Source organism: Cronobacter muytjensii ATCC 51329, assembly GCF_001277195.1.
Lineage (GTDB): Bacteria > Pseudomonadota > Gammaproteobacteria > Enterobacterales > Enterobacteriaceae > Cronobacter > Cronobacter muytjensii.
Genome location: NZ_CP012268.1, coordinates 2560152 through 2575375, shown reverse-complemented (window position 1 = coordinate 2575375; position 15224 = coordinate 2560152). Strand labels below are relative to the sequence as shown.

15 protein-coding genes are annotated in these 15224 nt (G+C 56.7%); 9 read left to right on the top strand and 6 right to left on the bottom strand.

Annotated elements, in window-relative coordinates; translation table 11 throughout:
• Positions 1-15 precede the first annotated feature (15 nt).
• The 3 genes from deoR to AFK63_RS11940 all read right to left on the bottom strand — a co-directional run bounded on the left by deoR (position 16) and on the right by AFK63_RS11940 (position 2190).
• The gene (gene deoR, locus AFK63_RS11950) at positions 16-780 is read right to left on the bottom strand and encodes a DNA-binding transcriptional repressor DeoR (protein WP_038863917.1); all 765 of its coding nucleotides are present in this window, start codon (positions 778-780) and stop codon (positions 16-18) included.
• 79 nt (positions 781-859) lie between these two features.
• Positions 860-1453 carry an undecaprenyl-diphosphate phosphatase gene (gene ybjG, locus AFK63_RS11945; RefSeq protein ID WP_038863914.1) on the bottom strand — a complete coding sequence of 198 codons (594 nt, stop codon included), beginning with the start codon at positions 1451-1453 and terminating at the stop codon, positions 860-862.
• Positions 1450-2190: a phosphatase PAP2 family protein gene (locus tag AFK63_RS11940; RefSeq protein WP_050568170.1), complete on the bottom strand. Its 741-nt coding sequence runs from the start codon at positions 2188-2190 to the stop codon at positions 1450-1452. Before AFK63_RS11940 ends, ybjG begins: the two co-directional genes overlap by 4 nt.
• A 166-nt stretch (positions 2191-2356) precedes the next feature.
• Between AFK63_RS11940 and AFK63_RS11935 the strand changes: the two genes are divergently transcribed.
• Entirely contained in the window at positions 2357-3589 is a 1233-nt protein-coding gene (locus AFK63_RS11935; protein ID WP_038863913.1) for an MFS transporter, read from the top strand.
• A 33-nt stretch (positions 3590-3622) separates the two neighbouring features.
• Here AFK63_RS11935 and AFK63_RS11930 read toward each other — a convergent pair whose 3' ends face one another.
• A complete protein-coding gene (locus tag AFK63_RS11930) occupies positions 3623-4435 on the bottom strand; it encodes a Cof-type HAD-IIB family hydrolase (protein WP_038863911.1) in 813 nt (270 codons plus the stop codon).
• Positions 4436-4615: 180 nt separating this feature from the next.
• Here AFK63_RS11930 and AFK63_RS11925 point away from each other — a divergent pair, with 180 nt between their 5' ends.
• Positions 4616-6064 (top strand): flagellin N-terminal helical domain-containing protein, encoded by a 1449-nt coding sequence (locus tag AFK63_RS11925; protein WP_053531575.1) that lies wholly within the window; start codon positions 4616-4618, stop codon positions 6062-6064.
• Here the strand turns inward: AFK63_RS11925 and AFK63_RS11920 are convergent.
• A complete protein-coding gene (locus tag AFK63_RS11920; protein ID WP_038863901.1) occupies positions 6057-7271 on the bottom strand; it encodes an MFS transporter in 1215 nt (404 codons plus the stop codon). The genes AFK63_RS11925 and AFK63_RS11920 overlap by 8 nt on opposite strands.
• Positions 7272-7378: 107 nt before the next feature.
• On the opposite strand from AFK63_RS11920, the gene AFK63_RS11915 reads away from it, so the two are divergent.
• From AFK63_RS11915 to AFK63_RS11900, 3 genes are all read left to right on the top strand, one after another.
• Entirely contained in the window at positions 7379-7924 is a 546-nt protein-coding gene (locus AFK63_RS11915) for a TetR/AcrR family transcriptional regulator (RefSeq protein ID WP_038863899.1), read from the top strand.
• A 751-nt stretch (positions 7925-8675) separates the two neighbouring features.
• Positions 8676-9131 (top strand): STM2901 family protein, encoded by a 456-nt coding sequence (locus AFK63_RS11905; protein ID WP_038863896.1) that lies wholly within the window; start codon positions 8676-8678, stop codon positions 9129-9131.
• Positions 9128-9448, top strand: coding sequence for a DUF1493 family protein (locus AFK63_RS11900; protein ID WP_081642082.1), 321 nt, complete (start codon positions 9128-9130; stop codon positions 9446-9448). Before AFK63_RS11905 ends, AFK63_RS11900 begins: the two co-directional genes overlap by 4 nt.
• A 674-nt stretch (positions 9449-10122) precedes the next feature.
• On the opposite strand, the gene AFK63_RS11895 is transcribed toward AFK63_RS11900, so the two are convergent.
• On the bottom strand, positions 10123-11805 hold the full coding sequence (locus AFK63_RS11895) for an aspartate:alanine antiporter (RefSeq protein WP_038863894.1): 1683 nt from the start codon (positions 11803-11805) through the stop codon (positions 10123-10125).
• A gap of 290 nt (positions 11806-12095) precedes the next feature.
• On the opposite strand from AFK63_RS11895, the gene ybjM reads away from it, so the two are divergent.
• From ybjM to AFK63_RS11875, 4 genes are all read left to right on the top strand, one after another.
• Positions 12096-12473, top strand: a complete 378-nt coding sequence (gene ybjM, locus AFK63_RS11890) for an inner membrane protein YbjM (RefSeq protein WP_038863892.1) — start codon at positions 12096-12098, stop codon at positions 12471-12473.
• 132 nt (positions 12474-12605) lie between these two features.
• Complete coding sequence (gene nfsA, locus AFK63_RS11885; RefSeq protein WP_038863891.1) at positions 12606-13328, top strand: oxygen-insensitive NADPH nitroreductase; 723 nt, start codon at positions 12606-12608, stop codon at positions 13326-13328.
• 77 nt (positions 13329-13405) lie between these two features.
• Positions 13406-14308: a 30S ribosomal protein S6--L-glutamate ligase gene (gene rimK, locus AFK63_RS11880; protein ID WP_038863890.1), complete on the top strand. Its 903-nt coding sequence runs from the start codon at positions 13406-13408 to the stop codon at positions 14306-14308.
• 82 nt (positions 14309-14390) lie between these two features.
• Complete coding sequence (locus AFK63_RS11875) at positions 14391-14870, top strand: type III secretion system chaperone family protein (RefSeq protein ID WP_038863889.1); 480 nt, start codon at positions 14391-14393, stop codon at positions 14868-14870.
• The last annotated feature ends 354 nt before the right edge of the window (positions 14871-15224 follow it).

Here is a 15224-nt window from a genome sequence, read left to right as displayed (position 1 = left end):
GCCATGCGGGAGCGCTTACCACAGCACGTCGACTTTCGCCGACTGCGCCCAGGCGATAAACGCCTCGTCGGGCATCCTGTCGGTCGCAATCGTGCCGAACGCTTCAAGCGGCCCCATACAGGCGGGCCGCACCTGACCAAACTTACTGTGATCGGCCACAATGACGTACCGTTGCGCCATCTCCAGCGCCCAGTGCTTCACCGGTAATTCGTCGAGATTAAAACAGGTCGCGCCATACTGCGGATGCACGCCCGCCGCCGAAAAAAAGGCGATATCCGGGCACAGATTGCGCAACGTTTCCTGGAAATTGAGCGGTTTGAAAATGGCGTTGCTGGCGTGAAACTCGCCGCCGCACAAAATCACGCGGCACTGCGGTTTCTCCTGCAACGCCAGAAAGGTGTTCAGCGAATAACAGATGCCGGTAAAGGGCAGCGCGTCGTCCAGCGCTTCGATAATCCACGGCGTGGTGGTGCCGCAGTCGAAAAACAGCGTCTGGTGCGGGCGCGCGAGCGACGCCGCAATTCGCGCCGCATGGCGTTTCTCTTCCACCAGACGGGTTTTTTCGTCGCTCAGCAGGTAACGGCTGACGGTCACGCCGCGCGGCTCCAGCACAATATAGCCGCCGAGCAGCGTAACCGGCGCGTCGTGGCCCTGCAGGTCGCGGCGAATCGTCATCTCAGAGACGCCAAGCAGCGCCGCCGCCTCTTTAAGATGAATTTTATCCTGTCGCTTTAGCGCCTGTAGCAGTTGCGCTATTCGCTCGTCACGCCGCGTTTCCATAAAGCCTCTTGCTCAACCCGGCGCCACGCCCGTCGCGCGGCGCCTGAAAAGTCGTGCAATCTTACCTGCGGCCCTGCGGTTAGTCACGCACCCAGCCTTTACGGATAGGCAGCGCGAAGCACAGGCGATAAAGCTGACGCAGCGCGCGATAAAGCGGCTCGCCAAACGGCGCCCAGAGGATCTGCGCGCTCAGGCAGGCAAGCAGCGCCACCAGCAAGCCGCCCGCCATATCGAGCGGCCAGTGGACGCCGAGATAGATGCGCGACCAGGCAATCGCGCAGGCAACCGCCATCAGCACCAGCCCTGACCAGACGCGGTGCCAGAAGAGAAACGCCAGCGCGAAGGTGAAAATCACGGTGCCGTGGTCGCTCGGGTAGGAGTCGTTCGGCGCGTGCGGCAGGAACTGATGGCCGAGGCCCACCACAAACGGCCTGGGGTGCGGAAAAAGATGACCGGCAATCCAGGAGACCGAGAGACTGATAAGCAGCGCCAGCGCGAACTTCACCACCAGCCGGCGCTCGGTGGGGCGCCACAGCCAGAGCACAACAGGCAGTAGCGGCACGATAGAGATAAGATCGCGGGCGATAAACGTCGCGAGCGCGATAAGCCAGCTTGCGGAGTCTGGCGTGGCGTTGATTTGCAAAAAGAGAAAGTGATTCAGCGCTTCCATCATAGGGTTGCAGATTCCTTATTCATCAGTGTGGTGGTCACGCCCCACGTCACCACCTGCGTAAGCCACACCCACCAGCCTGCCCACAGGTTATGGGTGAAAAAATGCGCGCCGCGCATCACTTGGCCGAAGCCCATCGTAAGGCCGAGCACAATGCCTGCCGTCAGCGCCAGCCGGGCGAGACCCGGACGTTCGCGCCGCAGCCCGAACCAGAGCCCCATCACCATAAAGCCGCTTGAGGCATGGCCGCCGGGGAAACAGCGACCGGGGCCGCTGGCGTCGGGCGCCGCACTGAAGAGCGGATAAGAAAGCGCTTTTCCGCCATACTCGACCAGATCCCACGGGCAGCTGTGGTGGCTGGTGGCCTTCAGCACGCCGACCACGGCGGTGCCAAGCCCCATCAGCAGCGCCACCATTATCCAGCGCGGGTGTCGGCGAGCGAGACCGTACAGCAAGCTCCCGACCGCTATCGCGACGGCGCAATATTTGGCGAAACGGTGGTTAATAAGATCAAGCCAGGGGTTGTTCTGCCAGGGAAAGCGCTGCGCTGCGGCATCAAACCACATCTGCGTCAGCCAGCGGTCCAGCGCCTCGTTACGCGAAAGCCAGGTAAACAGCACGCCCAGCGCCGTTAACAGCGCAAGCTGACCAACATAAAAGCGCAGGGGCAGCGAATAAAGGGAGATTGTCTTATTTATCCGCGGCCTGGCGGGATACAGGAGCGGGGATAGCGTGCGCATAACGGCGCCCTCTGCGAGCTGAAAACGGCCAGCATAAAACGGCTAACTTAAGAAAACCTTAAACAGCCGGACGAAAGGCGCGCGCCGCCCGTTTGTCGCACATAATTCACTATCGCGCGGCGCGGCAATTCATTACACTCAGCGCGATTTTATGGATGGAAGACTCATGCAAACTCACGCAAACCGAACCGGACGTCTCGGACGCCAGGCGCTGCTGTTCCCGCTCTGTCTGGTGCTCTATGAATTTTCTACTTATATCGGCAACGACATGATCCAGCCGGGGATGCTCGCGGTCGTCGAGCAGTATCAGGCGGGCGTGGAATGGGTGCCGACCTCGATGACCGCCTATCTCGCGGGCGGCATGTTTTTACAGTGGCTGCTTGGCCCGCTCTCGGATCGCATCGGTCGTCGCCCGGTGATGCTGGCGGGCGTGGTGTGGTTTATCGTGACCTGCCTTGCCACGCTGCTGGCCCAGACTATCGAACAGTTCACGGTGTTGCGTTTCTTACAGGGCATCAGTCTGTGCTTTATCGGCGCGGTGGGGTATGCGGCTATCCAAGAGTCGTTTGAAGAGGCGGTGTGCATCAAAATCACCGCGCTGATGGCGAACGTGGCGCTGATTGCGCCGCTGCTCGGCCCGCTGGTGGGCGCGGCCTGGGTGCATGCCGCGCCCTGGGAGATGATGTTTGTGCTGTTCGCGGCGCTGGCGGCCATCTCTTTCTTCGGGCTGTGGCGCGCGATGCCGGAAACCGCGACGCGGCTTGGCGAGAAACTGTCGCTGCGCGAACTGGGGCGTGACTATAAAGCGGTGCTGAAAAACCTGCGTTTTGTCTCAGGCGCGCTGGCGATCGGATTTGTCAGCCTGCCGCTGCTGGCGTGGATTGCCCAGTCGCCGGTGATTATCATCAGTGGCGAGCAGATGAGCACCTATGAATATGGGCTGTTGCAGGTGCCGATTTTCGGCGCGTTGATCCTCGGCAACCTGGTGCTGGCGAAGCTCACCGCACGGCGCAGCGTGCGCTCGCTGATTATCATGGGCGGCTGGCCGATTATGGCCGGGCTGGCGCTGGCGGCGCTCGCGACGCTGCTCTCCTCCCACGCCTATCTCTGGATGACGGCGGGGCTCAGTATTTACGCCTTCGGCATCGGCATCGCCAACGCGGGCCTGGTGCGCCTGACGCTGTTTGCGAGCGACATCAGCAAAGGCACCGTTTCCGCCGCGATGGGCATGTTGCAGATGACGATTTTCACTGTCGGCATCGAAGTGAGCAAACACGCCTGGATCGGCGGCGGCAACGGCCTGTTCAACCTGTTTAATCTCGCAAACGGTCTGCTGTGGCTGGGCCTGATGGTGATTTTCCTGAAAGATAAAACCGTCGGCGCCAGCCGGGAAGGCTGATGCGACGTGCGGCGGCCCGGACGGGCCGCCGTTTCATGCGAATGGCGCCTCGTTGTTCAGGATCTTATCAATCACCTCAAGCACCCCTTCCTCGTTGTTTGTCGGCGCCCGGTAACGCGCCACCTTGTGAATCGCTTGCGGCGCGTTTTCCATCGCAAAGCCAAACGCCGCTTGGCGCAACATCTCCACGTCATTGCCGCCGTCGCCAAACGCCACGACCTCGCTGTCCGCAATGCCCCAGCGCGCTTGCAGCATCTGAATGCCGTTCGCTTTGTGCAGACCCGGAATGATGAGATCGATAGAGCCGTGGCCGCTGGAAACCGGCACCACGATGCCGTTAAACGCCTCGGTCAGGTCATCCATCGTTTTCAGCAGCTGAATATCCGGCAGGTTGAGCGCGAATTTAAAGAAAATATCTTTTACGGCGAACAGATCGTCGACAAACTGCAACCGGTGATAATAGCGCGACGCCATCTGTTTAAAGCGCTCGTCGTAGCGGTTGAGCGAGTACCCGCTGTGCTTGCCGCAGGCGATGATCTCCACGTCTTCCAGCGTCAGCAGATGCGCGATGACGTGGCGGTACTCCTCTTCGGTCAGTTCCCCGTTAAACAGATCCTCGCCTTCGCACACCACCCACGCGCCGTTTTCCGCCACGAAAGCTATCTCGTCGGCAATTTCCGGGAAGAATGATTGCAACTGGTAAAACTGGTTACCGCTCGCCACCACAAAACGGATGCCGCGCGCTTTTAATTCGGCATACTGCGCGAGGAAACGCGCGCGATTGTAAGTCTTGGCGTCGCTTAAAAATGTGCCGTCCATATCCACGGCGATTAACTTCACTGCCATAAACGCTCCTTAAGCATTTTCAGGCGCGGCACCGTAAAAGTACGGATTTGCGCCTGTTAACATAAGCTATGGTTATTAAAAGGATTTTTCACTTAATTCAAATTTAAACCTAAAGCTAAATTGCCTGGGGGCCGATAGTAGCCTTGTTAACGACTCTCCGACGTGCGAAACGGCAACCCTATGGCGACTATCTTCAATAATCTGATGTCAGGTAATGTCCTGACGCAGCAGAAAAAAACGGCCGCTAGCTTAAGCCAGTCCATTGAGCGGCTCTCATCCGGCATGCGCATTAACGGCGCGAAGGATGATGCTGCCGGGCAGGCTATTGCCAACCGTATGTCCGCGACGCTTAAGGCCAATGATGTGGCGTCGCGCAGCATGAACGATGGCATTAGCCTCTCGCAGACCGCCGAAGGCGCGCTCTCTGAAGTCAGCGCTCTGCTGATGCGCGCCAAAGAGCTGGCTGTGCAGGCGGCGACCGGTACGCTCGATACGAGCGATCGCGCGGCTATCTCCACGGAGTTTAGCCAGATAAAAGCGCAGATTGACGCCATTGCCACAGGGACGACGATTTTCGGCAAATATCCGCTGGCGCCCGCTGCGCCGCCGACACCCCCTGCGGCGCAGCTTGGCAATATTCCGTCCATTAACCAGCGTTTCCCGGTGCCTGGCCAGCAGTACTCGTTCAGCTCCGGGCTGGTGCCGCTGGCTTATATCCCGGCAGGCGCGACCGATATTACGTTGACCATTAACTCCGGCTGGATGGATGACGATATCCAGCTGTTCAGCCGCGACGGCAGCCACCTGGTCGGCACGCCGGTAAACGGCGCTACGCGTGATTTCACCTGGACGAATAACGGGGTGAACAGTACCGCGACGGCTAACACCAAAATTATCTCCACCGATAACGGATTTTTGCCTGACGCCAGCTACAGCGACGCGAACCTGACGCAGGGGCCGGCCACCTATAACGTGAGCGGCGGGGCGGTAAAGAATTACAACGGCATGACCATCACCTACAGCGGCGACGGCGACCGCTATGAGACGCCGGCGACCGGCTGGGGTAACAACGGCACCGTCTCGGCGGGCAACTATCTGGAGCGGCTCTCCATCGATAAGGTGACGGAAGATGTGATCATTATGGTGGTTGGCAACGGATCCTTTTTCGGTCAGATGACCTGGACGAAGCTGCCGCTGCCGACCGATAAGCCGGACGGGCCGGTCAGCACCGACACGGATATCGTGATGAGCGCCGATTATGGCGAGGCGGTGGAGTATAAAACCATTCCCGCCACGCCCTCGGACACGAAAACGCTCGGCCTGGACGCCGCGCGGCTCGATAATCAGCAGGGCGCGTCGCAGGCGATTGACACCATTGACCACGCGCTGGATACCGTCAGCAGCTACCGCGGCACGTACGGCAGCCTGGTGAATACGTTTGACTCCGCAAAGGCGGGGCTGGCGCAGAAAACCGTCGCCACCGCCGCCGCGCGCAGCCGCATTGAGGATGCGGATTTCGCGCAGGAGGCCAGCAATCTCAGCCGCTCGCAGATCCTGCAACAGGCCGGGAATGCCGTACTGGCGCAGGCGAACCAGCAGGCGGAAAGCGTGCTGTCGCTCCTTAAATAACGTCACGCGCCGGCTCGACGGGCGTCGCCGGTTTCGCCACCGCGCGAGCCACCAGCGCCGCCAGCACCACCAGCGACAACACCACCAGCATCGCGCTGCGCAGTCCGTAATGTTCCCCCAGGAAGCCGAGCAGCGGCGGGCCGACCAGGAAGGCAACATAGCCCGCCGTGGCCACCACGCTCACGCGCACCGGCGCATCCGGCCCGGTATCGCTCGCCGCCGAAATCGTCAGCGGGAAGCCGAGCGACGCGCCTAATCCCCACAGCAGTACCGACACGCTCGCGATAAGCGGGTTATCGACAAAGATAATCAGCCCGATGCCGAGCGCGCCCATCATGGCGCTGGCGCGCACCACATTTACGCGGCTGTAGCGGTCGATAAACCAGCCGCCGAAGAAGCGGCCCAGCGTCATGCCGAGCGTGAAGCCGGCGTAAATCAGCGATCCGGAGGTGGGGCTGAAGCCGTGGCCATCCACCATGAGGAGCGGCAGCCAGTCGTTGGCGGAACCTTCGGCAAACGCCATCGCAAGCACAATCAGGCCAATCAACAGCAGCTGGCTGTCTTTCCAGAAAGGAATATGTCCGGCGGGGCGCTGCTGACGCGCCTCTTTCGCCTCTTTGCCGACGCCGTGCGGGATAGCGCGCAGCCCGACGATAATCGGGATGACGGTAATCAGCGTGGCGATGGTGAGGTGCAGATCGGCAGGAAAATTCAGCGCCGTCAGGCTAAGCCCGATGCCCGCGCCAATCAGCGTGCCGAGACTGAAAAAGCCGTGCATCATCGGCAGAATGGTTTTGTTCTGTAACTGCTCGACCGTCGCGCCTTCCACATTCAGCGCCACCTCAGCGGAGCCCATTCCGGCGCCCAGCACCGCCAGCCCGCAGGCGAACAGCAGCGGCGAGGCGAGCCACAGCGCGAACGCCATCAGCAGCATACCGAGCACGCCCAGCGCCATGCCGTTGCGGATAACCGGGCGCGTACCAAGACGCTTCACCAGCCAGCCTGAACAGAGGATGCCGCTCATTGAGCCTACCGAGAGACCGAACAGCACAATGCCCATCCCGGCGGTAGAGACCTGCAGCACATCACGGATTGAAGGCGTACGGGTCGCCCAGGAGGCCATCAACAGGCCCGGCAGAAAGAAAAACAGAAACAGCGCCCACGTTCTGTGACGCAGCGCGGGAGAGAGATTCACGTCGGATGACATAGCCCATTCGCCTGGAGTGAAAAAAGAAACCTTTAAAACGTAGCAAGGTTGTGTACATTTGTACACATACCAAAAATGCTTTTTCCCGGTGGAGGAGCCGACCTCTTATGGCGACACGACAAAACGATCCGCAACGCCGCGAGCGTATTCTGGAAGCGACGCTTACCTGCATCGCCACACATGGCTTTCATCATATTACGCACCGTAAAATCGCGCTTGAAGCAGACGTGCCGCTTGGCTCCGTCACTTATTATTTCACCTCGCTGGAGGCGCTGCTTGCAGAGGCGTTCACGCGCTTCGCCGAGACAATGTCATGCCAGTATCAGGCGCTGATGGCGCAGGCGCAGAGCCGTGAAGAAGCCTGCGAAGCGGTGACGGCGCTCATTTGCGGCGCGCAGGTGACGACCCCTGAAAATATGGAGCTGATGTACCAGCTTTACGCCTACGCGGGCCGCCAGCCGCAGCTGAAAATCATCATGCAGGACTGGATGCGCCGCAGCCAGCAGACGCTCGAAACCTGGTTCGACCCGGCGACCGCCCGCGCGCTCGACGCGTTTGTCGAAGGGATGACGCTGCATTACGTCATCGACCGCGAGCCGCTCAGCCGCGAAACAATCCGCGCGATGGTGGGGAGAATTGTGGGGGAGGATTAGCGTTGATTTATCAGAGAGGGTAAATAAAGCAGTACGATGACCCATAACACCATTCCCACTATTTTTAATGGCCAGGGATCAGGAAACTCGAAGCAGAGAAGCGTGCCCGTAATCAGTAGCGGGCCTGTTAAGAGTTCAAAGATACTGTTTAACATCCCAATTTTTTGGGAAAGGAACCGGTTCAGTATCAACGCGATGAGTCGCGCTCCTGCAAGTATGAGTGCGACTCCCACAGTTTTTTCCTGCCAGGAGGCGAGTTCAGCCAATACAATTAAGCAGGTAGTGAGAACCCAGCAACAAAAAATAATATTAATAATCTGAATGATGGTTTTATTCACATTGCCTGGTCTTTTTGTTTGCGCTCATTAATGATTTTTTAATTGAGTGGCAATGGTTGTCATATATAACGTGTATGGATGGTTCATATATCGATTCATGTGAAGTAAATGGAATAATCTTCACGCATTTTATTATGAAATATGGTTGTTGCAAATTTTATTATGTAAATCGCCACGTTGTCTAATTCTCAAGTCATTAATATTATCTGAAAAAACGTTTAGCTTGCTGGCGAAATGATGTCCTTTCGGTAATCTTCAATTACTAAATAAACAGATAAGAGGTCTTAAATTTATATAATGTTTGATTGTTTATAACAGGCTGGGTTAAAACGCGTTTCTCAATAAAAGAGTACTAACTCGTGGGCAAAGTTTCAGCCAATCATCTAACAGGTTTGTGTTTATAGGGAGGTAGTATGGATACCGTAGAAAGCCTTAATGGGGGATATTTTTACAAAGGCCTTTTTGATTTGAGCGTACATGAATTACTCTTCTGGGTCATGATTGATGAAATCCAAAAACAGCTTGGCGTCGAGGATATCATAGGCGCTGCATTCTTGTTGTTAGGTACGAATAGTATTGAAGTGCCGGGTAAAATGTCTACCGCTACAAAAGGGACGTCTCACGCTTCTTTATTCTTCAGGCAACACCTAAGCTATAAATTTAAAAGGCGTATTCTTCCAACATTGACTAACACATCTTTCTCCATGCGCGGGCTTAAAATCTTCTGGGTCAATAATTTAGGCGCTTTCGTCGGCCGTGCAGTACCTGTGCTGGGCTGGATTATACTTGCGAAAGATGTTTCCCTTATCAGTTACAATACGGTAAACCATTACAATAAACTGGTACGTAAAGAGGACAGGATCTGGTGAAGATGGTATCTGATGAAGACATACGAGCAATGATCTTAAAAGAACTACCGCTAGTGACTTCTTTCACACTTAAGAAGCAAGAGCCTGATCTTGACAGCCCTTTGCAGGAAATGTTTGAAGTCGAAGATATCGCAGAAATGGCTCAGACCCTGTTTAGCCACTTCGGGACAGAATACAGCCGCTTTGATCTCACCGCTTACTATCCGTGGAAAACGCCAGGACTGTTTTCACGCAAGCCCGTGATACAGGATAAAACGCCTTTGACAATCAGGATGTTTGTGGAGTCGGTGAAGGCGGGGAGGTGGTTGTATGGGTAAACACAACTGAGTGATTAACGTCAGAATTGATTAGCATGTGATTATTAAAACAGCTGTTCCTGCAATGCATTTTGCCTCATCAAAATATGCCATTGTGTTTTTATACATTTAACGTGTCGCAGAGATATTATGTCGCCGGTTTTTACAGGCGATTTGGTTTATTGAAGACTGATAATGAGCGTGAGAATCACAACACAAAAAGTGGATACCCGGAAGAAGCGCATTCAGCGTGATGGATTGAAGGGATCCACATACTTTTGCCAACAGGGTGGAAAAGTATGGGTTTCGGCTTCAGGAGACCATCAGACTATTTGTCAGCGGGGTTTAGGCAAAGATTCAGGAACAAGTTCACTGGATAGTTACTTGCGTTGGGATGATATCAGTGCGATAGCACTGGTTGATCTGCTTTACGCCATTGAAACGGCATAACGTCAGGCATGATATCGCATTTTACAGCGCTGGCGCAGCTGCATAACTACCTGAATCAGGGATACCTTCCAGAGGTGCGTTTTCTGCACTCAAACCCCAGACAACAAAAAACCCATCAACCTTGAACCAAGATGGCGGGGTTGATGGGCTCCACAAAAATGGGGACATCAAAGAAAAGCAGTGGCACTAATTGAGACTGGCGCTTTTTCGAAAAGTTCGCGCCTTACGCAAAATTTCTCGTTTTTTTATGTGCCGGGCCAGACGATGACGATAAGCGTACCGGCGAGCGTCAGCAGAACGTTGGCAATCGCATACGTGCCCGCATAGCCGAGCGCCGGGATGTTGCTGCGCGCGGTGTCGCTGATTATCTCCATCGCAGGCGCGCAGGTACGCGCGCCCATCATCGCGCCGAAGAGCAGCGCGCGGTTCATGCGCAGCACATACGCGCCGAACAGGAAGCAGATAACGACCGGCAGCAGGCTGACGAGCAGGCCCGCGAAGAGCATCTGGCCGCCCACGACGCCGAGGCCGTGACCGATACCGCTGCCCGCACTCAGGCCTACGCCCGCCATAAACACCATCAGGCCGAACTCTTTGACCATCATCAGCGCGCCCTGCGGGATATAGCCAAACGTCGGGTGGTTAGCACGCAGGAAGCCGAGCATGATGCCCGCAAACAGCAGCCCGGCAGCGTTACCGATGCCGAAGCTAAATGAGCTGAACTGGAAGGTGATCATCCCGATCATCAGGCCAACAATAAAGAAGGCGCAGAAGGCGAGGAGGTCGGTCACCTGGCTGTGAATGGAGATAAACCCGATGCGGTCGGCGATGGTTTTCACACGTCGCGCGTCGCCGCTCACCTGCAACACGTCGCCCTTGTTGAGCACAATGTTGTCGTCAATCGGCATTTCAATCTGGCTGCGAATGACGCGGTTTAAGAAACAGCCGTGGTCGGTAAGCTTAAGCTGGCCGAGGCGGCGACCCACCACGTTATGGTTTTTCACCACGATCTCTTCGGTGACGATGCGCATGTCCAGCAGGTCGCGGTCGAACACCTCTTTCCCGTTGCGAAAGCTCGGGTCGAGGCGCGCGTGCGCGTCCGGGTAACCCACCAGCGCGATTTCGTCACCCATCTGCAACACCGCGTCGCCGTCCGGGTTTGCGAGAATGCCGTTGCGGCGGATGCGCTCAATGTAGCAGCCGGTCTGGCGATAAATGCCGAGTTCGCGCAGGTTTTTGCCGTCTGCCCAGGCGACCAGCTCCGGCCCTACGCGATAGGCGCGGATGACCGGCAGATAGACTTTGCGATTGGCGTCGGTGTCGAGACCGCGTTCGCGCGCAATCTGCTGGGCGCTGGTTTGCAGATCCTGATGCTGAAGCTTCGGCAGGTAGCGCGCGCCGAAAATCAGGCTTACCAGTCCGATAAGATAGGTCAGCGCATAGCCGAGGCTCAGGTGATCCAGCGCCTGGGCAAGCTGCGCGCCCTCCATACCGGCATGGCGCAGGGTGTCGCCTGCGCCCACCAGCACCGGCGTTGAGGTCATGGAACCCGCCAGCATCCCGGCGGTCAGTCCGATATCCCAGCCAAACGCCTTGCCGAGGCCGAGCGCGATAAGCAGGGCGCTTGCGACCATCACCAGCGCGAGCATCAGGTAATTTTTACCGTCGCGAAAGAAAATAGAAAAAAAGTTGGGACCGGCTTCCACGCCGACGCAAAAAATAAACAGCATAAAGCCGAGGTTAAGCGCGTCGGTGTTAATCGTAAAATGTTGCTGGCCTAATAATAATGAAACCACTAAAACGCCAATGGAATTACCCAGTTGCACAGAACCCAGGCGTAATTTACCAAGACACAGGCCGAGCGCCAGCACCACAAATAATAACAGGATGTAATTCCCGTTTAACAAATCTGCGACGTTTATATTCACGGAGGCTAACTTCTTGTTTACCAGTAAGTTGTTGAAAAGGAGAGGCTTCTGGGCTAGGATTTTGCTTATGTTTTGCCGGAAGTGCGCTTTCCGGCGCAGTTATTTCGTCTGCATAAGCTTTTCGCCGCCGCTAGTTTAATCGTTATGTATAGTATCGGCCAGCAAGAATATTCTAATACCCGCAGTTAATTATGAGGCACGGATTGCCACGATGCTTTATCTGACTAGAGATCCGCACTGGCGGAGAGGAGATCAGGTTGATACAGGCACTATCAGGGGGATATCTGTTGATGCGACGTCATAGCCGGGCTGCAACCGCCTGCTGTTTTATTCTGTTCCTGGCGGTGTTTATTGCGCAGAAAATGGTGCTTCACCCTTTCGAGCCGGTTAGCGGAACACGGGATTTAGGCATCTTATGCTTTATTCTTCCGGGGGCGCTGGCGGGCGTGTTCGCGCGTCGCGGACGCGAGCTGAAGCCATTACTTGGCGCGCTGGTGGCCGCGCCGGTTTGTCTGCTGCTCCTGCATTTGTGGGGCGGCGCGGGGCGTTCATTCTGGCAGGAGCTGGCGTGGATTTTCAGCGCGCTGTTCTGGTGCTCTCTGGGCTCGCTCTGCTGGCTGTTTCTGCTGACGCTGCTGCGTCGCCACGCTGGCGTACGTCGGCTGTAACGGCGGGTTTCATCTTCTTCCTAAACGCAACGTTCCGTTAACCGTCATCCGGCGCATTACGATTATACTGATGAGTTTTGGCAGCCAGCTCGCGCGCTGGCTTTTCAACACACCAGGAATAAGGAAAACGTGATGACGCCAACGATTGAGCTGCTTTGCTCACACCGTTCTATCCGCCACTACACCGATGAGCCCATCAGCGACGCCCAGCGTGAAGCGATTATCCACGCCGCGCAGTCCGCTTCCAGCTCCAGTTTCCTGCAATGCAGCTCGATCATTCGCGTGACCGACCGCGCGATGCGCGAGCAACTGGTGACGCTCACCGGCGGCCAGCCGCATGTCGCCAAGGCGGCGGAGTTCTGGGTCTTCTGCGCCGATTTCAACCGCCATTTGCAAATCTGCCCGGACGCGCAGTTGGGTCTTGCCGAACAGTTGCTGCTTGGCGTGGTAGATACCGCGATGCTCGGCCAGAACGCGTTAGTCGCGGCGGAATCGCTCGGTCTCGGCGGGGTTTATATCGGCGGCATTCGCAACAGCATTGAAGCCGTAACCGAACTGCTGGGCCTGCCGCAGCATGTGCTGCCGCTGTTTGGCCTCTGCCTCGGCTGGCCCGCGGACGATCCGCAGGTGAAGCCGCGCATGCCGGCAGGGCTGATGGTGCACGAAAACCGTTATCAGCCGGTCGACCGCGAACTGCTGGCCGAGTATGACGAAGAGATAGCCAACTACTACATGCATCGCGACAGCAACGCCCGCCGCGATACCTGGAGCGACCAGATCCGCCGCACCATCATCAAAGAGAACCGTCCGTTTATTCTCGACTATCTGCACAAGCAGGGCTGGGCGACGCGCTAAGCCTTTTTGCATTCCCCCGCCCGCGCGGGGGAGTGTATGATAGGCCGGTTTTCACGACGTGTTCAGAGAGGTGCAGGGTGAAAATCGCCATTTTGTCCCGGGACGGTACGCTCTATTCTTGTAAACGCCTGTGCGAAGCCGCGACGCGACGCGGCCATCAGGTGGAAATTCTCGATCCGCTTTCCTGCTATATGACCATCAACCCTGCGGCGTCCTGCGTGCATTACAAGGGCCGTCAGCTGCCGCATTTCGACGCGGTGATCCCACGCATCGGCTCGGCCATCACCTTTTATGGCACCGCCGCGCTGCGCCAGTTCGAGATGCTCGGCAGTTACCCGCTGAACGAATCGGTCGCCATCACCCGCGCGCGCGACAAGTTGCGTTCGCTGCAGTTGCTGGCGCGTCAGGGGATTGATCTGCCGATTACCGGCATAGCCCATTCGCCGGACGACACCAGCGATCTTATCGAGATGGTGGGCGGCGCGCCGCTGGTCGTGAAGCTGGTGGAAGGCACGCAGGGCATCGGCGTGGTGCTGGCGGAAACCCGCCAGGCGGCCGAAAGCGTGATTGACGCTTTTCGCGGGCTCAACGCGCACATTCTGGTGCAGGAATACATTAAAGAGGCCAGGGGGCGTGACATTCGCTGCCTGGTGGTGGGCGACCGCGTCGTCGCGGCTATTGAGCGGCAGGCGAAAGAGGGCGATTTCCGTTCGAACCTGCATCGCGGCGGCGTGGCGCGCATTGCACAGATAAGCGAACGCGAACGAGAAATAGCGATAAAAGCCGCCGCCACGCTGGGTCTTGATGTGGCGGGCGTCGATATTCTGCGCGCCGAACGCGGCCCGCTGGTGATGGAAGTGAACGCGTCGCCGGGCCTTGAAGGCATTGAGAAAACCACGGGACTGGATATCGCCGGCCAGATGATTAGCTGGATTGAGCGTCACGCGCGGCCCGACTACTGCCTGAAGACCGGCGGCTGATGCGGCGTCATGGTATAACGTCCGTTTTTTGCGTAAGCTATCCGATTGACATGTTTGTTTACTAAAAGAGGCTACAGGTTTTATGGATTCACTCGTCGTCCCGACGCTGGACACCCTGCGCCGCTGGCTCGATAACCTCGGCGTGAGCTTTTTCGAGTGTGATACCTGCCAGGCACTCCATCTTCCGCATATGCAGAATTTCGACGGCGTATTCGACGCCAAGATAGATCTGGTGGATAACGTGGTGCTGTTTTCCGCGATGGCGGAAATCAAGCCCTCGGCGCTGCTTACGGTTGCCTCCGATCTTTCGGCTATCAACGCAGGCTCGTTGACCTTAAAGGCATTTCTCGACATTCAGGATGATAACCTGCCAAAGCTGGTCGTCTGTCAGACGCTGCTGGTTGAGGTGGGCGTGACGGCGGAGCAGTTCGGGGCGTTTTTCCGCCAGAGCGAGCAGCAAACCTCGATGGTCATTATGGAAGCGCGCGCGCAACAGCTGATTTATACCCCTGAAGAGGACGAAAAAGGGGAAGCCGTAGTGAATAACCATTTTCTTCACTGATCCCGCCTGCTTTTAGCGCAGTCGCTACCAGGGCGACTGCGTATTTCGCTTTTTTATTCTGCATTGAAACTGTTGCGATAGCATAAATCACCGCTCACCGTGCCGTTTTGGCTTATCCCATAGACCAAATCTGACTAAAAAATTGTTAAAAGGCGTTTTTTATTCCGGGCTATAGCCTCGGGGTCAGGCTACAGTTATCCTTGCGAGGCTGCATACAGCGTGCAACATCTGCCTGGAGAGTCGCTCTCCTTTTTCTGCGCAGAATGACCATCTATGCATGAATCTTGCATATGTTTAATTGCGTAAATTTAGTTCGCGTCGACGCGGACTTTTACCCTTTATTCAGAAGGAAAA